This is a genomic window from Streptomyces sp. CRN 30 (assembly GCF_034105845.1).
In genome coordinates this window covers 61078-81609 of the sequence record NZ_JAVRHI010000186.1, presented here as the reverse complement: position 1 = coordinate 81609, position 20532 = coordinate 61078, and the positions used below count along the sequence as shown (strand labels likewise).

The following is a 20532-nucleotide window of genomic DNA, read 5'->3' as shown; positions in this document are numbered from 1 at the left end:
CGAGCGGCCGCACGAGCCGTGGCGGCATCCGCGCTGGCGACCGTACTGGCCGCCGCGTCGGTCCTCGGCTGTGACGGCTCCCGTTCCGGCACGTCCGGTTCCGGCGAGCGGACGGAGACCGCCTCACCCAGCGCCCTTCCCCCGGCGGAACTGTGCCGACGGGCCGTCGTGTACTGGGCACCCGAGGTGATGAAGGGCGACACCTACGGCGACTACCAGAAGATGGGGCTCTCCAACCGGCAGTACGACATCCTGCGCGAGGTCGTCGCCGACGCGCGTGTCGTCCTGAAGGCCGAGGGGGACGCCGCCGCGCGGCGGACGATCGCCCGTCAGGCCCGCGAGAAGTGCACCGCACGCTACCGCGACGGCACTCCGACCGAGGGCCCGTGGGAACGGTGAGCGGCACCGGCCCCGTCGAACCGGGCGCCGACACCCATGTACGGAGAGCCGCCCGGCCGCCCCGGCCGTTCGCCGGCCTCACGCGACACTGCGGCGGGCACCGCCGCACGGCACTGGCGGCCGTCGTCACGCTGTCCGCCGTGGCGGCCGGCTGCTACCTGTACGCCACCCGGCCGCAGCCGCGCCCCGCTCCCCCGCCGCCCTACCCGTCCCAGGTGGTCGACTTCGTCTACCTGACCCCGGTCCCGTCTCCCCGTACCGCCGCGACCGGCGACTTCACCTTCGGGGTGGCGCTGTCCGTGCGCGCCGGGCCGCCCGTCACCGTGACGCGGATCGCGCAGAACAGTGCCGGACTGTCGGTGATCTCGTCCCCAACAGCACCTTTCCAGACAAAGTCGCATTCCACCCGCAAGATCACCATCACACTCCGCATCACGGAATGCGAGAAAGCGCCGCGGAATGCCGGATTCCCTTTCCTGGACGTAACACTGCGTAATACACGGGCAATACAGACCCACAGTTTCATCCTGGGTCCGCGCTATGCGCAGCACCTCTCCGCAGCACTCCGCGACGCCTGCGGCAACGATTCCCCGTAATCAGCAAAACGCCTCAGACGCCTGATCGCGCCCCGTCGGTCCTGCGGGTTCTCAGCATGCGGACCGGGCGAATCGGTCCGAATTCCGCCGTTCTTCGCAGCAAGAACCGCTCTGCATTACGCGATGTCATAACAAGAGAGTCACAGCCTTGGTCAGAGACTCCTCCACGTATCCCGCACACGCCTAGAGTCACGGCCAGTCACCGCGCCATCCGAAAGACAATTCGGCCCAGCGCTCGACTCGGCCGTCTCCACGGGGAAGCGGCTGTGCCTTGGGAAAGGACTGACCGTGCGTCAACGTTCGCTCATCGCCATCACCGCCGCTCTGGCGGCGGGAGCACTCACCCTCACCGCCTGCGGCTCGCGCGACGACGACGGCGGATCGGACTCGGGGAACGGCGACACCACCGTCGTCATCGGTGTCGACGCCCCGCTGACCGGCGACCTGTCCGCGCTGGGCCTCGGCATCAAGAACTCCGTGGATCTGGCGGCCAAGACGGCCAACAAGGACAAGACCGTCGACGGCGTCACCTTCGAGATCCAGGCGCTCGACGACCAGGGCCAGCCCTCCGTCGGCCAGCAGAACGCCACCAAACTGGTCGCGAACAAGGACGTCCTCGGCGTCGTCGGCCCGCTGAACTCCTCGGTCGGCGAATCGATGCAGAAGGTGTTCGACACCGCCAAGCTCGTCGAGGTCTCGCCCGCCAACACCGGCCCCTCCCTCACCCAGGGACCGGACTGGCGCACGACGAAGGTCCGCCCGTACAAGTCGTACTTCCGCACCGCGACCACCGACGCCATCCAGGGTCCGTTCGCCGCGCAGTACGTCTACAACGACGCCAAGAAGAAGAAGGTCTTCGTCATCGACGACAAGAAGACCTACGGCGCCGGTCTCGCCGCCACCTTCACCGAGGAGTTCAAGAAGCTCGGCGGCACGGTCGTCGGCACCGAACACATCAATCCGGACACCAAGGACTTCTCCTCGGTGGCCACCAAGGTCAAGAACTCCGGCGCCGACGTCGTCTACTACGGCGGTGAATACCCGCAGGCCGGACCGCTGAGCAAGCAGATCAAGGAAGCGGGTGCCAAGATTCCGCTGGTCGGCGGTGACGGCATCAAGGACGACACCTTCATCAAGCTCGCCGGTGCCGGCGCCACCGGTGACCTCGCCACCTCCGTCGGCGCGCCGGTCGAGGAACTCGACTCCGCCAAGAAGTTCGTCGCCGACTACGAGGCGGGCGGCTACAAGGAGGAGTACGCGGCCTACGGCGGTTACTCCTACGACTCCGCCTGGGCCATCATCGAGGCCGTCAAGAAGGTCGTCGAGGACAACGACGGCAAGCTTCCCGACGACGCCCGCGCCAAGGTCACCGAGGCCATGCAGAACGTCTCCTTCGACGGAGTGACCGGCAAGGTCTCCTTCGACGAGTTCGGTGACGCCACCAACAAGCAGCTCACCGTGTACGCCGTCGAGAACGGAGCCTTCAAGCCCGTGAAGTCCGGTACCTACACCGGCTGACCCTCACCGCACGCGAACGACCGCGCGGGGCGCCGTTTCCACAGGCGCCCCGCGCGGTCACGCATCCGGCCAACATTCGTCGAACATCCGAACGTCTCGGAGGACATGCGGTGAACGAACTGCCGCAGCAGCTGGTCAACGGCCTGCTACTGGGATCCATGTACGGGCTGGTCGCCATTGGCTACACGATGGTCTACGGCATCGTCCAGCTCATCAACTTCGCCCACGGCGAGATCTTCATGACCGGGGCCTTCGGGGCGCTCACGGTCTACGTCTACATCCTGCCCGACGGCACCTCCATGTGGATCGCCCTGCCGCTGATGCTGATCGGCGCCATGATCGTCGCCGTGACGGTGGCCGTGGGAGCGGAACGGTTCGCCTACCGCCCGCTGCGCGGCGCGCCCCGGCTCGCCCCGCTGATCACCGCCATCGGTCTCTCCCTCGCCCTGCAGCAGGCGGTCTGGGCCTGGTACCCCGAGGCCAAGTCCGCCCGCACCTTCCCGCAGATCGAGGGCGGCCCCTTCCACCTGGGCGACGTGACCCTGCAGACCGGCGACATCTTCCTGTTCGTCGCGGCCCCCATCAGCATGGGTGTCCTCGCCTACTTCGTGATGCGGACCCGTACCGGCCGCGGCATGCAGGCCACCGCCCAGGACCCGGACACCGCGAAGCTGATGGGCGTCAACACCGACCGCATCATCGTGATCGCCTTCGCCCTGGGTGCCGTCTTCGCCGCCGTCGGGGCCGTCGCCTACGGCTTCAAGTACGGCCAGATCGACTTCAAGATGGGCTTCGTCCTCGGGCTGAAGGCGTTCACCGCCGCGGTCCTCGGCGGCATCGGCAACATCTACGGCGCCATGATCGGCGGCGTCGTCCTGGGCATCGCCGAAACCCTGGCCACCGCCTACATCGCCGACATCCCCGGCCTGGACAAGTTCGGCAGCCAGTCCTGGGCCGACGTCTGGGCCTTCATCCTCCTCATCCTCGTGCTGCTGCTGAGGCCACAGGGCCTGCTCGGCGAACGCGTTGCGGACAGGGCGTGACACCGATGACCACACAGACCACACCCCCGAAGACCCCCGACACCCCCGCCGCGGGCACCTCGGCCGGCCTCATCGGCTTCCCCGCCTCCGTCGGACGCGCCCTCGCCACCGGCGGCAGCGCCCTGACCGTCGTCTCCACCTTCCTCGCCTGGACGTGGACCGACGAGTTCCCCGGCGACCTCACCGTCTACGGCTACCCGGGCGGACTCCAGATCCTCGCCCTGGTCGGCGGAGCCCTCGCCACCCTCCTCGGCCTCGCCTCCTACGGTGTCAAGGGACTCCGCTGGCTGGCGCCCTCCGGTGCCGACGCCGCCCTGAAGTTCGCGACCCTGGCCTCCTTCGCCACCGTCTGGTACACGATCATCGCGATCACCGCCCAGCTCGGCGGTCTGGTCAACCTCGAACCCGGCGCCTTCATAGCGGGCATCGCCACCCTCGCCGCGTTCCTGGGCGCCCTCGCGCTCCCCTTCGAGCGCCCCGAACCCGACCCCATCGACCCCGACGACACCGGCTGGGAGCACTTCAAGCACCGGGCCGGCCACGGCTGGGCGACCGTCAGGGCCGCGTTCACCGCCCAGGCCCCGCAGCCCGTGCGCTCCCTGCCGTCGTACGCCGAGATCCTGATCATCGTCGCCGTGCTCGCCGTCGGCCTGCTGGTCTTCACCTACGGCATCGGCACCGAGTACGACGAACTCTTCGTGGGCTTCCTCATCACCGCCGGGTTCGGCTTCGCCGCCCTCAACAAGTCCGGTCTGATCGCCCACGCCTCGCAGATCACCGCCCGGCACCAGAACATCACCGTCTGCGGCGCGTTCGTCGCCGCGGCGCTCTTCCCGTTCACCCAGACCGACGACCAGTACGCCACCATCGGCGTCTACATCCTCATCTTCGCCACCGTCGCCCTGGGCCTGAACATCGTCGTCGGCCTCGCGGGCCTCCTCGACCTCGGCTACGTCGCCTTCCTCGGTGTCGGCGCCTACGCGGCCTCCCTGGTCTCGGGGTCGCCCAGCTCGCCGTTCGACGTGCACTTCCCGTTCTGGGCCGCGGTCCTCGTCGGTGCCGCCGCGTCGCTGGTCTTCGGCGTCCTCATCGGCGCCCCGACCCTGCGGCTGCGCGGCGACTACCTGGCCATCGTCACCCTGGGCTTCGGTGAGATCTTCCGCATCACCGCCAACAACCTCGACGGCACCTCGGGACCGGACCTGACCAACGGCTCCAACGGCATCTCGTCCATCCCGGACCTGAAGATCCTCGGCTGGGACCTCGGCGCCCAGCACACGATCGCCGGCTTCACCATCGGCCGCTTCGCCAACTACTTCTTCCTGATGCTGGTCATCACCGCGGTCGTCGTCCTCGTCTTCCGGCGCAGCGGCGACTCGCGCATCGGCCGGGCCTGGGTCGCCATCCGCGAGGACGAGACCGCCGCCCTCGCGATGGGCATCAACGGCTTCCGGGTGAAGCTCATCGCCTTCGCCGTCGGCGCCTCCCTCGCCGGTCTGGCCGGCACCGTGCAGGCCCACGTCACCTACACCGTGACGCCGGAGCAGTACCTCTTCGCGGGGACGACCCCGCCGAACTCCGCCTTCCTCCTGGCCGCCGTGGTCCTCGGCGGCATGGGCACCATCGGCGGCCCCCTCATCGGTGCCGCGCTGCTCTTCCTGATCCCCAACAAGCTCCAGTTCCTCGGCGACTACCAGCTCTTCGCCTTCGGACTCGCGCTCGTCCTGCTCATGCGCTTCCGGCCCGAGGGCCTCATCCCCAACCGCCGCCGTCAGCTCGAATTCCACGAAGAGGCCGAAGCGCCCACGGCCCTCGGCAAGACAGGGGCCTGACCACCATGACCACCGACACCACCACCAAGGACACCTCCCCGGGCGCCGCGGCCCCCGGCGAGACCGTGCTCGACGCCCGCGGCGTCACCATGCGGTTCGGCGGGCTCACCGCCGTCCGCAGCGTCGACCTGACCGTCCGCAGCGGCGAGATCGTCGGTCTCATCGGCCCCAACGGCGCCGGGAAGACCACCTTCTTCAACTGCCTCACCGGCCTCTACATCCCCACCGAGGGCGAGGTCCGCTACAAGGACAAGGTGCTGCCGCCCAAGTCCTTCAAGGTGACGGCCGCCGGCATCGCCCGTACCTTCCAGAACATCCGGCTCTTCGCCAACATGACCGTTCTGGAGAACGTCCTCGTCGGCCGCCACACCCGTACCAAAGAGGGCTTCTGGTCCGCCATCCTGCGCGGCCCCGGCTTCCACAAGGCCGAGGCCACGTCCCGCGCCCGCGCCATGGAACTCCTTGAGTTCGTCGGCCTCGCGGCCAAGGCCGACCACCTCGCCCGCAACCTGCCCTACGGTGAGCAGCGCAAGCTGGAGATCGCCCGCGCGCTGGCCAGCGAGCCGGGCCTGCTGCTCCTGGACGAGCCGACGGCCGGCATGAACCCGCAGGAGACCCGGGCCACCGAGGAACTGGTCTTCGCCATCCGCGACCAGGGCATCGCCGTCCTCGTCATCGAGCACGACATGCGGTTCATCTTCAACCTCTGCGACCGCGTCGCGGTCCTCGTCCAGGGCGAGAAGCTCGTCGAGGGCGACAGCGCCACCGTCCAGGGCGACGAACGGGTCGTCGCCGCCTACCTCGGCGAACCCCTGGACAACGATCCCGGCGCCGCCGAGGCGGCCGAGGTCGAAGCCGCCGAGGCCCAGGCCGACACCACGGCCGGCAAGGAGGAGAACCGATGACCGCGCTCCTGGAGGTCGAGGACCTCCGCGTCGCCTACGGCAAGATCGAGGCCGTCAAGGGCATCTCGTTCAGCGTCGACGCCGGCGAGGTGGTCACCCTCATCGGCACCAACGGCGCCGGCAAGACCACCACCCTGCGCACCCTGTCGGGGCTGCTGAAGCCGGTCGGCGGGCAGATCCGGTTCAACGGCAAGTCACTGAAGAAGACCCCCGCGCACCAGATCGTCGCCCTCGGCCTCGCCCACTCCCCCGAGGGCCGGCACATCTTCCCGCGCATGACCATCGAGGACAACCTCCGCCTCGGTGCCTTCCTGCGCGGCGACCGGCCGGGCATCGAGAAGGACATCCAGCGCGCCTACGACCTCTTCCCGATCCTGGGAGAGCGCCGCAAGCAGGCCGCGGGCACCCTCTCCGGCGGCGAGCAGCAGATGCTCGCGATGGGCCGGGCGCTGATGTCCCAGCCGAAGCTGCTGATGCTGGACGAACCCTCCATGGGGCTGTCGCCGATCATGATGCAGAAGATCATGTCGACCATCGCCGAGCTGAAGGCGCAGGGCACCACGATCCTGCTGGTCGAGCAGAACGCCCAGGCCGCGCTCTCCCTCGCCGACCAGGGCCATGTCATGGAGGTCGGCAGCATCGTGCTGTCCGGCACCGGACAGGACCTGCTCCACGACGAGTCCGTCCGCAAGGCGTACCTCGGCGAGGACTGACACATGGCTGTGGCCCGCACCCTTCGACGAGGGTGCGGGCCACAGCCATGAGCGTTCAGCCCTTGGACGACTTCTTCTCCGCCGCATCCTCGATGACCGCCTGGGCCACCTGCTGCATCGACATCCGGCGGTCCATCGACGTCTTCTGGATCCAGCGGAACGCGGCCGGCTCGGTCAGCCCGTACTCCGTCTGCAGGACCGACTTGGCCCGGTCCACGAGCTTGCGGGTCTCCAGCCGCTGGGAGAGGTCGGCGACCTCCTTCTCCAGGGCGCGCAGCTCGGTGAAGCGGGAGACGGCCATCTCGATCGCCGGGACGACGTCGCTCTTGGAGAACGGCTTGACCAGGTACGCCATGGCACCGGCGTCCCGGGCCCGCTCCACCAGGTCGCGCTGGGAGAAGGCGGTGAGCATGAGCACCGGGGCGATGGACTCCTCGGCGATCCGCTCGGCCGCGGAGATGCCGTCGAGCTTCGGCATCTTCACGTCGAGGATCACCAGGTCGGGGCGGTGCTCGCGGGCCAGCTCGACGGCCTGCTCCCCGTCCCCGGCCTCGCCGACGACGGAGTACCCCTCCTCCTCCAGCATCTCTTTGAGATCGAGCCGGATGAGCGCCTCGTCCTCGGCGATGACGACACGGGTCGTCAGCGGGGGAACGTGCGACTTCTCGTCTTCGGGCACGTCAGCGGGCTGGGGCGACTCGGGGGCGGTCACGTGGGCGCTCCTTGTTCGGGGCAGGTGATACTGCTTCCGAAAGCCTACCTAGCTGAAGTCGACACCGGTCACCGGGTAGACTCCGATCGGTACTGTCGCCGGGTTGGCGGAATGGCAGACGCTGATGTCTCAAACACATCTGTCCGAGAGGACGTGCGGGTTCGAATCCCGCACCCGGCACTGTTGAAGTGGAGGGCCACGTTCGCGTGGTCCTCCACCTTCATGTGCGCATCGACATCTCCAGTGCCGCACGGTGGTCACATGGAGCACAGTTCTTCGATTCGTGCACACGCTGTCTCGCTGATGCGGCAGGGAGTGCCCAACCGTCTGGTCGCGGAGCAGTTCGGCGTACCGCGCGGCACGGTCGGCTGGTGGCGCAGCGAGGACCGCAGGGCGCACGGAGAGACATACGAGCAGCGCACAGACTGTCCCAGATGCACCGGCCGCGAGTTCGACCAGGTCGCCTACGCATATCTGCTCGGTCTTTATCTCGGCGACGGCCATATCACTTCAAAGCCCAGGCAGCACCACCTGTCGATCACTTGCAACGCGACCCAGCCCGGCCTGATCGGCGCCGCTGAGGAAGCCATGCACTTGGTGATGCCACGATCCAGTGTGAAGTCACGGCCTCGAACCGGATGTGTCGAGGTGAAGTCCTACACGAGGCACTGGGTGTGCATGTTTCCCCAGCATGCCCCTGGCAAGAAGCACGAGCGCCATATTGCGCTGGAACCCTGGCAGCAGGCGATCGTCGACGCTCACTCCTGGGAGTTCGTCCGCGGTCTCATCCACTCCGACGGGTGCCGGATCACCAACTGGACGACCCGGCTCGTCGGAGGTGTGCGCAAGCGCTACGAGTATCCACGGTACTTGTTCACCAACGTGTCGGACGACATCCGCGGCCTCTGTACGGGGACCCTCGACCGGCTCGGCGTCGAGTGGACCCACTGCACACGTCACGGGAACCCGTACAACATCTCCGTAGCCCGCAAAGCCTCCGTAGCCCTCATGGACCTGCGCGTCGGGCCCAAGTACTGATCAGTCCTCGCCGATCCGGTGCACCCGCACCAGGTTGGTCGTCCCCGACACCCCCGGCGGGGAACCCGCCGTGATGACGACGACATCTCCCTTCGCGCAGCGTCCGTGGCGCAGCAGCAGGTCGTCGACCTGCGCGACCATCGCGTCGGTCGAGTCGACGTGCGGGCCGAGGAACGTCTCCGTGCCCCAGGTCAGGTTCAGCTGCGAGCGGGTCGCCGGTTGCGGGGTGAAGGCCAGCAGCGGGATGGGCGAGCGGTAGCGCGAGAGCCGGCGGGCGGTGTCCCCGGACTGGGTGAAGGCGACCAGGAAGCGGGCGCCGAGGAAGTCACCGATCTCCGCTGCCGCGCGGGCGACGGCACCGCCCTGCGTACGGGGCTTGGTGTGCTCGGACAGCGGGGGCAGGCCACGGGCGAGGACGTCCTCCTCCGCCGCCTCGACGATGCGGGCCATCGTGCGGACCGTGTCGACGGCGTGCTTGCCGACGCTGGTCTCGCCGGAGAGCATGACCGCGTCCGCGCCGTCGATCACGGCGTTCGCCACGTCGCTGGCCTCGGCGCGCGTCGGACGGGCGTTGTCGATCATCGAGTCGAGCATCTGGGTGGCGACGATGACCGGCTTGGCGTTGCGCTTGGCCAGCTTGACCGCGCGCTTCTGGACGATGGGGACCTGCTCCAGCGGCATCTCGACGCCGAGGTCGCCCCGGGCGACCATGATGCCGTCGAAGGCGGCGACGACGGCGTCGAGGTCCTCCACGGCCTGCGGTTTCTCGATCTTGGCGATGACGGGGAGGCGGCGGCCCTCCTCGTCCATGACGCGGTGGACGTCGTGGATGTCGCGGCCGCCGCGGACGAAGGAGAGGGCGACGACGTCGAACCCGGTGCGCAGGGCCCAGCGCAGGTCGTCCTCGTCCTTCTTGGACAGGGTGGGCACGGAGACGGCGACGCCGGGGAGGTTGAGGCCCTTGTGGTCGGAGACCATGCCGCCCTCGACGACGCGGGTGCGGACGTGCGGGCCGTCGACGGCGGTGACCTCCAGAGAGACCTTGCCGTCGTCGACGAGTACGCGTGTCCCGGGGGTGACGTCGGCGGCGAGACCGGCGTAGGTGGTGCCGCAGCCGGTGCGGTCGCCCTCGGCGCCGTCCTCGACGGTGATGGTGAAGGTGTCGCCGCGCTCCAGCAGGACGGGGCCCTCGGTGAAGGTGCCGAGCCGGATCTTCGGGCCCTGGAGGTCGGCGAGGACACCGACGCTGTGCCCGGTCTCGTCGGACGCCTTGCGGACCCGCCGGTACCGCTCCTCGTGCTCGGCGTGGCCGCCGTGACTGAGGTTGAAACGGGCGATGTCCATGCCGGCCGCGGCCAGGGCCTTGATCCGGTCGTAGGAGTCGGTGGCGGGTCCCAGAGTGCAGACGATCTTCGCTCGGCGCATGGGACGACCCTATGACGTACCGGCCGGTAGACCCTCGGCCGCGGGTGGCCGCCCAACGACCTTTGGGTGAAGTGCTTTTGCGATGATCACAGCGCGGGCGGGCGCATGGTGAAACGGGCGTCGACGGCGGCGTGCACGTGCTGCCGCTGGGGTTCGAGGTCGAGCGGGGCGGCGTCGGTCTCCTCCGCCGGCGCGGCCATCGACATGCGGCGCATCCGGCCGGGGCCGAACGCGGCGGCGCGGACGTCCTCGGTCCCGGTGTCGGTGAGTTCGGTGAGGGCGACGAGGGCCGTGCCGAGCGCCTCGGCGTACTCGCGGGCGCGCTGCACCGCTTCGCGCACTGCCTGTTCCCGGGCGCGCCGGTAGGCCGGGGAGGTGGGCCGCAGCGCCCACCAGGGGCCGTCGACGCGGGTGAGGTCGAGGTCGGCGAGACGGGTGGTGAGTTCGCCGAGGGCGGTGAAGTCGGCGAGTTCGGCGGTGACGTGGACGGTGCCGTGGTAGGTGCGGACGCGTTCGCCGCGGCCGTGCCGGGTGAGTTCGGGGGTGAGGGAGAAGGCGCCGGTCTCCAGGTGCTCGACGGCTTCGCCGTAGGTCTTGACGAGGTCGAGGACTCCTGCGTTGCGGCGGGTGAGGTCGTCGAGGGCACTGCGACGGTCCCGGCCGCGGGCGTTGACGGTGATGCCGATGCGGGCGATCTCGGGATCGACCTCCAGGCGCGCCTCGCCGCGCACGGAGAGGCGGGGGCGGTCCGGTGTCCCGTGGGGGCCGGGTTCGGGCGCGGGTGCGGGCGGCGTGGTCATACGTCCCACTCTGTCACCGGTGAGCGCGGGGGTGACCCGGTGAGTCACCGGATCGCAACCTGGAGGGTCTGTTGCCGGTCGTCTTCAGCGGCCACAATCTACGCGCGTTGCCCGTGAGACTCACGGGGTCCCGTTCGTCGAGGAGAGTCAGGCATGCCGTTGAACCGCCGGAAGTTTCTGAAGAGGTCCGCCGTGACGGGGGCGGGGGTGGCGCTGGCCGGTACGGCGGCGGCTCCGGCGGCCGAGGCGGCCCCCGCCTCCGGTCACGGACACGGCCACGGCCACGGGCACGGGCACGGGTCCAAGCGGTACTCGCTGACGGTGATGGGGACGACCGACCTGCACGGACACGTCTTCAACTGGGACTATTTCAAGGACGCGGAGTACAGCGACACCGCGGGCAACGCCCAGGGGCTCGCGCGGGTCTCCACGCTGGTGAACCAGATCCGCAAGGAGCGGGGCCGGGAGAACACCCTGCTCATCGACGCGGGCGACACGATCCAGGGCACCCCGCTGACGTACTACTACGCCAAGGTGGACCCGATCACCGCCAAGGGCGGCCCGGTGCACCCCATGGCGCAGGCGATGAACGCGATCGGCTACGACGCCGTGGCGCTGGGCAACCACGAGTTCAACTACGGGATCGAGACGCTGCGGAAGTTCGAGTCGCAGTGCGACTTCCCGCTGCTCGGGGCGAACGCGGTGGACGCGAAGACGCTGAAGCCGGCCTTCCCGCCGTACTTCATGAAGAAGTTCCACGTGAAGGGCGCTCCGCCGGTCAAGGTGGCGGTGCTGGGCCTGACCAACCCGGGTATCGCCATCTGGGACAAGGCGTACGTGCAGGGGAAGCTGGCGTTCCCGGGGATCGAGGAGCAGGCGGCGAAGTGGGTGCCGAAGCTGCGGTCGATGGGCGCGGACATCGTGGTGGTCTCGGCGCACACGGGCGCGTCGGGCACGTCGTCGTGGGGTGACCAGCTGCCGTACGTGGAGAACGCGGCGGCCGATGTGGCCCGGCAGGTGCCGGGGATCGACGCGATCCTGGTCGGGCACGCGCACGTGGAGATCGAGCAGCAGCTGGTCACGAACGAGAAGACCGGCGAGTCGGTCGTGCTGTCGGAGCCGCTGTGCTACGCGGAGCGGCTGGCCCTCTTCGACTTCGAACTGGCCTACGCGAAGGGGAAGTGGCGGGTCGAGTCGGTGAAGGCGTCGCTGCGCAACACCAACACGGTCGCCGACGACCCGAGGATCACCAAGCTGCTGAAGGACGAGCACGCGACGGTCGTCGAGTACGTGAACCAGGTGGTCGGTACGGCCACGGAGACCCTGACCACGGTCGACGCGCGGTACAAGGACGCGCCGATCATCGACCTGATCACCAAGGTGCAGGAGGACGTGGTCAAGGAGGCGCTCGCCGGTACGGCGTACGCGTCGCTGCCGGTGCTGGCGCAGGCGTCGCCGTTCTCCCGTACGTCCCAGATCCCGGCGGGCGAGGTGACGATCCGGGACCTGTCGGGCCTGTACGTGTACGACAACACGCTGGTGGCGAAGGTGCTGACGGGTGCGGAGATCCGGGCGTACCTGGAGTACTCGGCGGAGTACTACGTACAGACCGCGGCCGGTGCGGCGGTGGACGTGGAGAAGCTGACCAACGCGAACGGCCGCCCGGACTACAACTACGACTACGTCTCCGGGCTGGCGTACGACATCGACATCGCGCAGGCGGCGGGGGCGCGGATCAAGAACCTGACGTACGGCGGTGCGGCGCTGGACGACGCGCAGCAGTTCGTGCTGGCGGTGAACAACTACCGGGCCAACGGCGGCGGCGCCTTTCCGCACGTGGCGTCGGCCCAGGAGGTCTGGTCGGAGTCGACGGAGATCCGCACCCGGATCGCCGAGTGGGTGACGGCGAAGGGTGTCCTGGACCCGGCGGACTTCGCGTCGGTGGACTGGCGGCTGACGCGGGACGGCACGCCGGTGTTCTAGCCCCTGCGTGAACGCGCCGCGGCCTCAGATTCCGTCCACGAGCGGGGTGAGCACCTTCGCCTCGCGGGCCGACGGAATCCGGGGCCGCAGCTGGTCCAGGCCGAAGGTGGTGAAGGCGGAGCGCTGCGGCAAGGGGTAGGACTCGGTGCCGGTGACGCTGTTGAGGATGGTGGCGCTGCGCCAGGCGGTGAGGCCGAGGTCGGGGGTGCCGACGCCGTGGCTGTGGAGCTCGGCGTTCTGGACGTAGATGTGGCAGCCGGCGGCGGTGACCGAGGGGTCGAGGAGGAGCCGGAAGCGGTCGTCGACGCGGGGGCGGTCGCTGCTGTCGCGGCGCAGGTAGGGGTCGAGGCCGGCGAAGAGCCGGTCGAGGGGGCGTTCGCGGTAGCCGGTGGCGAGGACGACGGCGTCGGTGGTGAGGCGGGAGCGGCTGTCCTGCTCGGTGTGTTCCAGGTGGAGTTCGACCTTGGTGGTGGCGACCCGGCCGGCGGTGCGGACGCGGACGCCGGGGGTGAGGACGGCGTCGGGCCAGCCGCCGTCGAGGGAGCGGCGGTACAGCTCGTCGTGGACGGCGGCGAGGGTGCCGGCGTCGACGCCCTTGTGGAGCTGCCACTGGGCGGGGACGAGGCGGTCGCGGACGTTCTCCGGGAGGGCGTGGAAGTAGCGGGTGTAGTCGGGGGTGAAGTGCTCAAGACCGAGCTTGGAGTACTCCATGGGGGCGAACGCCTCGGTGCGGCCGATCCAGTGGAGGCGTTCCCGGCCGGCGGGGCGGTTGCGGAGCAGGTCGAGGAAGATCTCGGCGCCGGACTGGCCGGTGCCGACGACGGTGACGTGGCCGGCGGTGAGCAGGTCGGCGCGGTGTTCGAGGTAGTCGGCGGCGTGCAGGACGGGGACGCCGGGGGTCTCGACGAGGGGGCGGAGCGGGTCGGGGACGTAGGGCTCGGTGCCGATGCCGAGGACCAGGTTCCTGGTGTGGGTGCGGCCGAGGGCCTGGGCCTCGCCGTCCTCGTCGAGCTGGGTGTAGTCGACCTCGAACACGTCGTGCTCGGGGTGGAAGCGGACGGCGTCGACCTGGTGGCCGAAGCGCAGGGCGGGGAGGTTCTCGGAGACCCAGCGGCAGTAGGCGTCGTACTCGGTGCGCTGGATGTGGAAGCGCTCGGCGAAGTAGAAGGGGTAGAGGCGCTCGCGGGCCTTGAGGTAGTTGAGGAAGCTCCAGGGGCTGGCGGGGTCGGCGAGGGTGACCAGGTCGGCGAGGAAGGGGACCTGGAGGCGGGCGCCGTCGATGAGCAGGCCGGGGTGCCAGGCGAAGGCGGGGCGCTGGTCGTAGAAGACGGCGTCGAGGCCGTCGAGGGGGTGGGCGAGGGCGGCCAGCGAGAGGTTGAAGGGGCCGATGCCGATGCCGACCAGGTCGCGGACGGAGGTGGGTGTGCTCATCGGGGGGTGTGTCCTTCCACGAGGTCGAGCAGGGCGGTCAGGTCGTCGGTGCGGGTCTCGGGGTTGAGCAGGGTGGCCTTGAGCCAGAGGCGGCCGTCGGCGCGGGCGCGGCCGAGGACGGCGCGGCCCTCGGCGAGGAGGGTGCGGCGTACGGCGGCGACGGTGTCGTCGGGGACGCCGGCCGGGCGGAACAGGACGGTGCTGAGGCCGGGCGGCGCGTGCAGGTCGAGGCCGGGCCGGGCCGTGACGAGAGCGGCCAGTTCCTCCGCGCGGTCGCAGACCCGGTCGACCAGGGCGCCGAGGCCGCCGCGGCCGAGGGTCCTGAGGGTGACGGCGATCTTCAGGATGTCGGGGCGGCGGGTGGTGCGCAGGGAGCGGCCGAGCAGGTCGGGCAGGCCGGCGTCGGTGTCGTCGTCGGCGTTGAGGTAGTCGGCCTGCTGTCCGAGGGCCGCGAGATCGGCGGCGTCGCGGACGGTGAGGAGGCCGGCGGCGATCGGCTGCCAGCCGAGTTTGTGCAGGTCGAGGGCGACGGTGTGGGCGCGGTCGAGGCCGGTGAGCCGGGCCCGGCGCCGGGTGCTGAACAGCAGTCCGCCGCCGTACGCGGCGTCGATGTGCAGACGGGCGCCGTGGAGCGCGCAGACGTCGGCGATCTCCGGCAGCGGGTCGAGGAGCCCGGCGTCGGTGGTGCCGGCGGTGGCGGCGACGACGCTGGGGCCGGTCAGCCCGGCGAGCGCGCCGTCGAGGGCGGCGGGGTCGAGGGTGCCGGCGGGGGTGGGCACGGTGACGGGGCGGGGCAGGCCGAGGAGCCAGGTGGCGCGGGGCAGCGAGTGGTGGGCGGCGGCGCCGTGCACGAGGCGGACCGCGGGACCCTGTGCCTCGCGGGCCAGGAGCAGCGCGAGGAGATTGGACTCGGTGGCGCCGGTGGTGACGAGGGCGTCGGCGGCGCCGGTCTCCCGGGCGAGGGCGCGGGTGACGAGCGCTTCGAGCGCGGAGGCCGCCGGGGCCTGGTCCCAGGAGTCCAGGGAGGGGTTGAGGACGCTCGCGGCGAGGTCGGCGGCGGTGGCGACGGCGAGCGGCGGGCCGTGCAGGTGGGCGGTGCACAGCGGGTCGGCGGGGTCGGCGGAGCCCTCGGCGAGGGCGGTGACGAGGGTGCGCAGGGCGGCGGGGTCGCCGCGCTCGGGCAGGAGCTCGCCGACGGCGTCCCGGACCCGCGCGGCGACGGCGTCGGGGCCTCCGGCCGGGAGCGGACCGCCGCGGGCCCGGGTGCCGGTGTCCAGGGCGTCGAGGACGTCGTGGAGCAACGGCCGCAGGGCGCGGAGACCTTCTGGGCCCGATGCCAGCGGGGGCGGGCTGCTCATGGTGTCCTCCCGGGCGCGTTGGTATGGACGCGTCCGGAAGGGACAACGAGCGGCACCCGAATGGGGGTACGGGCCGTGGGCCGTGTGCGGCCCGGCTGTGTCTGCCGTAAAAGATTCGCGCACCGCCAGCGCGCGCTTGAGGTCGTCGAGTTCGTCGGCCAGGCGACGGCGCAGGGACGGCGCCAGGTCTCCCTTCAGACTCTCCTCGCCGAGCCGCAGCGTCTCGGCGGAGACCGCGTGGGCGGGGAACGCGAACCGGCCCGCCGCCGCGGCGATGGCGGGCCCGCGCCGCGCGGCGACGGCCGGTACCTCCGCGAAGTAGCGCGGTACGTAGGCGCTGACGAGGTCGGCCTGCTCGGGCTGCCAGAAGCCGCGGGCGGTGGCGGTGAACAGGTAGTTGGAGAGGCCGTCGCCGGTGAACATGGCCTCCCAGGCGCGGGCCTTGGCCTCGGGGTCGGGCAGCGCGGCGCGGCAGCGGGCGGCGCCCTCCTGGCCGGCGGCGCTCGGGTCCTGCTCCAGTTCGGCGGCGACGGCGGCCTCGTCGGTGGCGCCGAGGACGGCGAGCCGGGCGAGGATGCGCCAGCGCAGCTCCGGGTCGAGTTCGGGGCCGCCGGCGACGGTGCCGTCGGCGAGCCAGGACGCGATGGTGTCGGGGTGGGCCGCGGTGTCGATGCGGTGGCGTACGGCGATCAGGCGCCGCCCCGGGTGGTCGCCGTCCTCGGTGCGGCGGATGAGGTCGCGGCACAGCTCGGTGAGGGTGGCCAGCGCGGCGGGCCGCCGCTCGGGGGTGAGGTAGCGGCCGACGATGTGGGTGCCGGCGAAGGCGAGGACCCCTTCGAGGAGGGCGAGGTCACTCTCGTGCGGCAGGTGGGCGCGGGCGGCGTCGAGGTAGGCGCCGGGGTCGAGTTCGCCGTCGCGGACCGCGTCGCGCAGGGCGTTCCAGACGACGGCCCGGGTGAGCGGGTCGGGCAGCCCGGAGAGCCCGTCGCGGACGGCGGCGAAGGACTCGGGGTCGAAGCGGACCTTGGCGTAGGTGAGGTCGCCGTCGTTGAGGAGGAGCAGGGCGGGGCGGCGGCCGAGGGCGCGGGGTTCGCCCTGGGGGACGTCGAGGTCGAGGCGCTCGCGCAGGACGAGGCGGTTGTCGTCGGTGAGGTCGTGGTCGTAGAGGCCGACGGCGATGCGGTGCGGGCGGCTGCCGGTGCGGTCGACGGTGAGGGCGCAGGTGCCGCCGTCGCCGGGGGCGAGGCGGGGGGTGAGGGTGTCGACGCCGGTGGTGCGCAGCCAGGTGTCGGCCCAGGCGTGGACGTCGCGGTCGGTGGCGGCGGCGAGGGAGTCGATGAAGTCGGCGAGGCTGGCGTTGGCGAAGCGGTGCCGGGTGAAGTGGGTGTTGATGCCGGCGAGGAAGTCCTTCTCGCCGAGCCAGGCGACGAGCTGGCGCAGGGCGGAGGCGCCCTTGGCGTAGGAGATGCCGTCGAAGTTGAGGAGGGCGGAGGCGGTGTCCTCGACGGCCTCGGGGGCGACGGGGTGGGTGGAGGGCCGCTGGTCGGCGTCGTAGCCCCAGGCCTTGCGGGCGACTCCGAAGTCGGTCCAGGTGTCGGTGAAGCGGGTCGCCTCGGCGCAGGTCTGGTAGCCCATGTACTCGGCGAAGGACTCGTTCAGCCAGATGTCGTCCCACCAGCGCAGGGTGACGAGGTCGCCGAACCACATGTGGGCCATCTCGTGGGCGATGACCATGGCGCGGGTCTGGCGCTCGGTGTCGGTGACGGCGGAGCGGTAGACGAACTCGTCGCGGAAGGTGACGAGGCCGGGGTTCTCCATGGCGCCGGCGTTGAACTCGGGGACGAACGCCTGGTCGTAGGAGTCGAAGGGGTAGGGCTCGTCGAACTTCTCGTGGTACCGGTCGAACAGGGCGCGGGTGACGTCGAGGATCTCGTCGGCGTCGGCGTCCAGGTACGGGGCGAGGGAGCGGCGGCAGTGGATGCCGAAGGGCAGGCCGCGGTGTTCGGTGCGCACGGAGTGCCAGGGGCCGGCGGCGACGGCGACGAGGTAGGTGGAGATGAGGGGGGTGGTGGCGGCGGTCCAGCGGCCGTCGTCGGTCAGCTCGGTGACGCCGTTGGCGAGGACGGTCCAGCCCTCGGGGGCGCGGACTGTGAGGTCGAAGACGGCCTTGAGGTCGGGCTGGTCGAAGGCGGCGAAGACGCGCTGGACGTCGTCGAGGAAGAGCTGGGTGTAGAGGTAGGTCTCGCCGTCGGCGGGGTCGGTGAAGCGGTGCATGCCCTCGCCGGTGCGGGAGTACGTCATGGCGGCGTCGATCCGCAGTTCGTGCTCGCCGGGAGCGAGGTTCTTCAGCGGCAGTCGGTTGTCGTCCAGGGTCCCTGGGTCCAGCGGGTGTCCGTCGAGGGTGACGCTGTGCAGCCGGGCGGGCTTGAGCTCGACGAAGGTGTCCGCGGCGGCCGCTTCACCGCGGACGGTGAAGCGGATGGTGGTGAGGGAGCCGAAGGTCTCGTCGCCACCCGTCAGATCGAGAGCGATCGTGTAGTGGTGGACGTCGAGGAGCCGGGCACGGGTCTGCGCTTCGTCGCGCGTCAGTACGGACATGCGTGCCATGCTGCCCGATGGTGCCCCACGGGCACAGAGGCGGTGCGGTATGCACCCTATGTCCGGTCCTTCTGCAGACTGTCGCGGTCCTCGAAGCGGCCCGGGGAGCGGTCCGGGGAGCGGTCTCCCGGCCGTTCCCCCGCCCTCGCCCCGTCGGGCCGGGGCAGCCGGAGGGCGTCGGGGTGCGGCAGGCCGGGGCGGGCGGGGTTCTCGCTGTGGCCCCGGACGCGGGCGCGCAGCTCGCGCAGCTCCTTCTCCAGGGCGAGCTGGCGCTGGTGGGCGTCGTAGAGGTAGCGGACCTTGGTCCGCAGCGTCCAGGGGTCGGCGGGCTTCAGGACGAGGTCGGCGACGCCCAGGCGGAAGGCGGTGGCGCTCAGCTCGGCGCTGAAGCCGAAACCGGTGAGGAGGATGACGGGGATGTGCTGGGTCTGCTCCACCCGGCGCATGTAGCGGACCACGTCGAGGCCGTCGACGCCCGGCAGGCGTACGTCCAGCAGGAGCAGGCCGACGTGGCCGCGCAGGACCTGCTTGAGCGCCTCGTCGCCGCTGGTGGCCCGGTCGAGCCGGAAGCCGAGCGGGGACAGGGCGCTCTCCAGCGCGTACAGGGTGTCTTCGTGGTCGTCGACGATGAGGATTCCGGCGTCCGGCGTCATGGCCCGGTGTCCCTTCCTCGTGCACGGCCCGGTGGCGGTGCGAGGCGCCGGCGGCGGGTGCCCGTCGGCCGGCAGGGGGTGCACAGCGCAGCATGCCCCGTGCAAGCCCCTGTGTCACTCCCCCGGAACGACGTCGGCCAAGATCAGCCGTCGGCCCGGCCGGTGCCGTTGCCGGCGTCCTCCGCGATGCGTTCGTGGTGGCGGATCACCTCGGCGATGATGAAGTTGAGGAACTTCTCGGCGAAGGCCGGGTCCAGTTTGGCGTCCTCGGCCAGGGAGCGCAGCCGGGTGATCTGCCGGGCCTCGCGGGCCGGGTCGGCGGGCGGCAGCTGGTGGCGGGCCTTGAGGTGGCCCACCTGCTGGGTGCACTTGAACCGTTCGGCGAGCATGTGGACGACGGCCGCGTCGATGTTGTCGATGCTGTTGCGCAGCCGGTCGAGCTCCTCGCGGACGGCGGGGTCGGCGGCGGCGCCGCGGGTGTTGCTGGTGGTCATGACAGGCCAGCCTACGGGTCGGGGTACGGAGGGCGCCGGACCGTCTCAGCACCCGGAGCGGACCGGGGCGGACGCCCCCGCCGGGCACGGGCCGGGTCCGGGTGCCGCGCCGTACAGTGGACAGCGGGGTTCCGGGCGTCTTGGGGGTGGACGTGGCGAACGACGGGCCGGTCGAGCACGGCTTCCCGCACCTGGAGACGGTACGGGCCGCCATCACCGCGCTGTACAGGCGGCTGTCCTACGACACCGTCCAGACGTTCTCGGCCAGTGTGGCCCCGGCCGACGTGGCGTTCTGCGACACCGACGACCTGTACCTGGGAGCGCAGCGGGTGGCGCGCGAGCTGGTGCGGCACTACCGCCTCCCCGACGCGCGGCTGATCGTCTCCTTCCGCGGGATGACGCACGCGGCCCACGTCGAACTGGCGGCGGGCCCGGAGTACTTCGTCGAGCTGAACGACCGGTTCCGCACCCATCGGCGGGACATCGGGGCGGCCCTGGCGCACGAGGTGACCCATGTCTACCTGCACCGCCTCGGGCTGTCGTTCCCGGGGACGCGGGACAACGAGATCCTGACGGACACGGTGACGACGTACCTGGGCGCGGGGTGGCTGCTCCTTGACGCGTTCCGGCAGGACGCGGCGTCCTCGCAGAAGCTGGGGTACCTGACGCCGGAGGAGTTCGGGTACGTCCTGGCCAAGCGGGCGCTGCTGTTCGGCGAGGACCCCTCGGTGTGGTTCACCAGCCCGCAGGCGTACACGGCGTACGTCGCGGGCCGGGGGCAGGCCCGCCGGGACGGGGAGCAGCCGCCGCTGACGGCGGCGGGCCGGGCGGGCCGCCGCCGGTACGCGCGCGACCGCCGCGACGCCCAGGACCGCACCCCGTACGCGTTCACTCCCGCCGGGAGCGGCCCGCTGCGGGTGTCCTTCCCGTGCCCGACGTGTCATCAGCGCATCAGGGTCCCGGTACGGGGGCGCGTACGCGCCCGGTGCGGCCTGTGCCGCACCGTCCTGGAATGCGACACGTGAGCTGAAGCG

The 20532-nt window shown here is 70.8% G+C and carries 17 protein-coding genes, 1 tRNA gene and 1 pseudogene; 11 read left to right on the top strand and 8 right to left on the bottom strand.

Annotation, left to right across the window (positions count from 1 at the left end; genetic code table 11):
* The first annotated feature begins 18 nt into the window (after positions 1-18).
* The 7 genes from UW392_RS19365 (at position 19) to UW392_RS19335 (ending at position 7006) form a co-directional block, all read left to right on the top strand.
* Entirely contained in the window at positions 19-399 is a 381-nt protein-coding gene (locus UW392_RS19365) for a hypothetical protein (protein ID WP_320776289.1), read from the top strand.
* Complete coding sequence (locus UW392_RS19360) at positions 396-995, top strand: Tat pathway signal sequence domain protein (RefSeq protein WP_320776288.1); 600 nt, start codon at positions 396-398, stop codon at positions 993-995. Before UW392_RS19365 ends, UW392_RS19360 begins: the two co-directional genes overlap by 4 nt.
* Positions 996-1283: 288 nt before the next feature.
* A complete protein-coding gene (locus UW392_RS19355; RefSeq protein ID WP_320776287.1) occupies positions 1284-2513 on the top strand; it encodes a branched-chain amino acid ABC transporter substrate-binding protein in 1230 nt (409 codons plus the stop codon).
* Between the two features lie 110 nt (positions 2514-2623).
* On the top strand, positions 2624-3556 hold the full coding sequence (locus UW392_RS19350) for a branched-chain amino acid ABC transporter permease (RefSeq protein WP_320776286.1): 933 nt from the start codon (positions 2624-2626) through the stop codon (positions 3554-3556).
* 5 nt (positions 3557-3561) lie between these two features.
* A complete protein-coding gene (locus UW392_RS19345; protein ID WP_320776285.1) occupies positions 3562-5388 on the top strand; it encodes an ABC transporter permease subunit in 1827 nt (608 codons plus the stop codon).
* Between the two features lie 5 nt (positions 5389-5393).
* Positions 5394-6293: an ABC transporter ATP-binding protein gene (locus UW392_RS19340; protein ID WP_320776284.1), complete on the top strand. Its 900-nt coding sequence runs from the start codon at positions 5394-5396 to the stop codon at positions 6291-6293.
* The gene (locus UW392_RS19335) at positions 6290-7006 is read left to right on the top strand and encodes an ABC transporter ATP-binding protein (protein ID WP_320776283.1); all 717 of its coding nucleotides are present in this window, start codon (positions 6290-6292) and stop codon (positions 7004-7006) included. The genes UW392_RS19340 and UW392_RS19335 overlap by 4 nt, the downstream gene beginning before the upstream one ends.
* 55 nt (positions 7007-7061) lie before the next feature.
* Here the strand turns inward: UW392_RS19335 and UW392_RS19330 are convergent, their stop codons facing one another.
* Positions 7062-7718, bottom strand: a complete 657-nt coding sequence (locus UW392_RS19330; protein WP_320776282.1) for an ANTAR domain-containing response regulator — start codon at positions 7716-7718, stop codon at positions 7062-7064.
* 97 nt (positions 7719-7815) lie between these two features.
* On the opposite strand from UW392_RS19330, the gene UW392_RS19325 reads away from it, so the two are divergent.
* Positions 7816-7898 (top strand) — tRNA-Leu (locus tag UW392_RS19325).
* 81 nt (positions 7899-7979) lie between these two features.
* The gene (locus UW392_RS19320; RefSeq protein WP_320776281.1) at positions 7980-8756 is read left to right on the top strand and encodes a helix-turn-helix domain-containing protein; all 777 of its coding nucleotides are present in this window, start codon (positions 7980-7982) and stop codon (positions 8754-8756) included.
* On the opposite strand, the gene pyk is transcribed toward UW392_RS19320, so the two are convergent.
* Both pyk and UW392_RS19310 read right to left on the bottom strand, forming a co-directional pair.
* Complete coding sequence (gene pyk, locus UW392_RS19315) at positions 8757-10181, bottom strand: pyruvate kinase (protein ID WP_320776280.1); 1425 nt, start codon at positions 10179-10181, stop codon at positions 8757-8759. It lies immediately after the preceding gene.
* Between the two features lie 86 nt (positions 10182-10267).
* Positions 10268-10981 (bottom strand): SIMPL domain-containing protein, encoded by a 714-nt coding sequence (locus UW392_RS19310; RefSeq protein ID WP_320776279.1) that lies wholly within the window; start codon positions 10979-10981, stop codon positions 10268-10270.
* Positions 10982-11134: 153 nt separating this feature from the next.
* Here UW392_RS19310 and UW392_RS19305 point away from each other — a divergent pair, with 153 nt between their 5' ends.
* Positions 11135-12964, top strand: coding sequence for a bifunctional metallophosphatase/5'-nucleotidase (locus UW392_RS19305; RefSeq protein ID WP_320776278.1), 1830 nt, complete (start codon positions 11135-11137; stop codon positions 12962-12964).
* Positions 12965-12988: 24 nt separating this feature from the next.
* On the opposite strand, the gene UW392_RS19300 is transcribed toward UW392_RS19305, so the two are convergent.
* The 5 genes and pseudogenes from UW392_RS19300 to UW392_RS19280 form a co-directional block, all read right to left on the bottom strand.
* Positions 12989-14395 (bottom strand): lysine N(6)-hydroxylase/L-ornithine N(5)-oxygenase family protein, encoded by a 1407-nt coding sequence (locus UW392_RS19300; protein WP_320776277.1) that lies wholly within the window; start codon positions 14393-14395, stop codon positions 12989-12991.
* The gene (locus tag UW392_RS19295) at positions 14392-15753 is read right to left on the bottom strand and encodes a pyridoxal phosphate-dependent decarboxylase family protein (RefSeq protein ID WP_320776296.1); all 1362 of its coding nucleotides are present in this window, start codon (positions 15751-15753) and stop codon (positions 14392-14394) included. Before UW392_RS19295 ends, UW392_RS19300 begins: the two co-directional genes overlap by 4 nt.
* A gap of 111 nt (positions 15754-15864) precedes the next feature.
* A pseudogene (gene pepN / locus UW392_RS19290) lies at positions 15865-18351 on the bottom strand (aminopeptidase N); the annotation flags it as partial.
* 56 nt (positions 18352-18407) lie between these two features.
* Positions 18408-19004 (bottom strand): response regulator, encoded by a 597-nt coding sequence (locus UW392_RS19285; protein ID WP_320776276.1) that lies wholly within the window; start codon positions 19002-19004, stop codon positions 18408-18410.
* A gap of 143 nt (positions 19005-19147) precedes the next feature.
* On the bottom strand, positions 19148-19498 hold the full coding sequence (locus UW392_RS19280; RefSeq protein ID WP_320776275.1) for a chorismate mutase: 351 nt from the start codon (positions 19496-19498) through the stop codon (positions 19148-19150).
* A 152-nt stretch (positions 19499-19650) separates the two neighbouring features.
* On the opposite strand from UW392_RS19280, the gene UW392_RS19275 reads away from it, so the two are divergent.
* A complete protein-coding gene (locus UW392_RS19275; RefSeq protein ID WP_320776274.1) occupies positions 19651-20523 on the top strand; it encodes a hypothetical protein in 873 nt (290 codons plus the stop codon).
* Positions 20524-20532 lie beyond the last annotated feature (9 nt).

Bases quoted from the DNA above. Each gene is read 5' to 3' on its own strand.
- UW392_RS19300 (WP_320776277.1), bottom strand. From the start codon at position 14,395: ATGAGCACACCCACCTCCGTCCGCGACCTGGTCGGCATCGGCATCGGC.
- UW392_RS19345 (WP_320776285.1), top strand. From the start codon at position 3,562: ATGACCACACAGACCACACCCCCGAAGACCCCCGACACCCCCGCCGCG.
- UW392_RS19280 (WP_320776275.1), bottom strand. From the start codon at position 19,498: ATGACCACCAGCAACACCCGCGGCGCCGCCGCCGACCCCGCCGTCCGC.
- UW392_RS19320 (WP_320776281.1), top strand. From the start codon at position 7,980: ATGGAGCACAGTTCTTCGATTCGTGCACACGCTGTCTCGCTGATGCGG.
- UW392_RS19335 (WP_320776283.1), top strand. From the start codon at position 6,290: ATGACCGCGCTCCTGGAGGTCGAGGACCTCCGCGTCGCCTACGGCAAG.
- UW392_RS19285 (WP_320776276.1), bottom strand. From the start codon at position 19,004: ATGACGCCGGACGCCGGAATCCTCATCGTCGACGACCACGAAGACACC.
- UW392_RS19295 (WP_320776296.1), bottom strand. From the start codon at position 15,753: ATGAGCAGCCCGCCCCCGCTGGCATCGGGCCCAGAAGGTCTCCGCGCC.
- UW392_RS19305 (WP_320776278.1), top strand. From the start codon at position 11,135: ATGCCGTTGAACCGCCGGAAGTTTCTGAAGAGGTCCGCCGTGACGGGG.
- UW392_RS19340 (WP_320776284.1), top strand. From the start codon at position 5,394: ATGACCACCGACACCACCACCAAGGACACCTCCCCGGGCGCCGCGGCC.
- UW392_RS19310 (WP_320776279.1), bottom strand. From the start codon at position 10,981: ATGACCACGCCGCCCGCACCCGCGCCCGAACCCGGCCCCCACGGGACA.
- pyk (WP_320776280.1), bottom strand. From the start codon at position 10,181: ATGCGCCGAGCGAAGATCGTCTGCACTCTGGGACCCGCCACCGACTCC.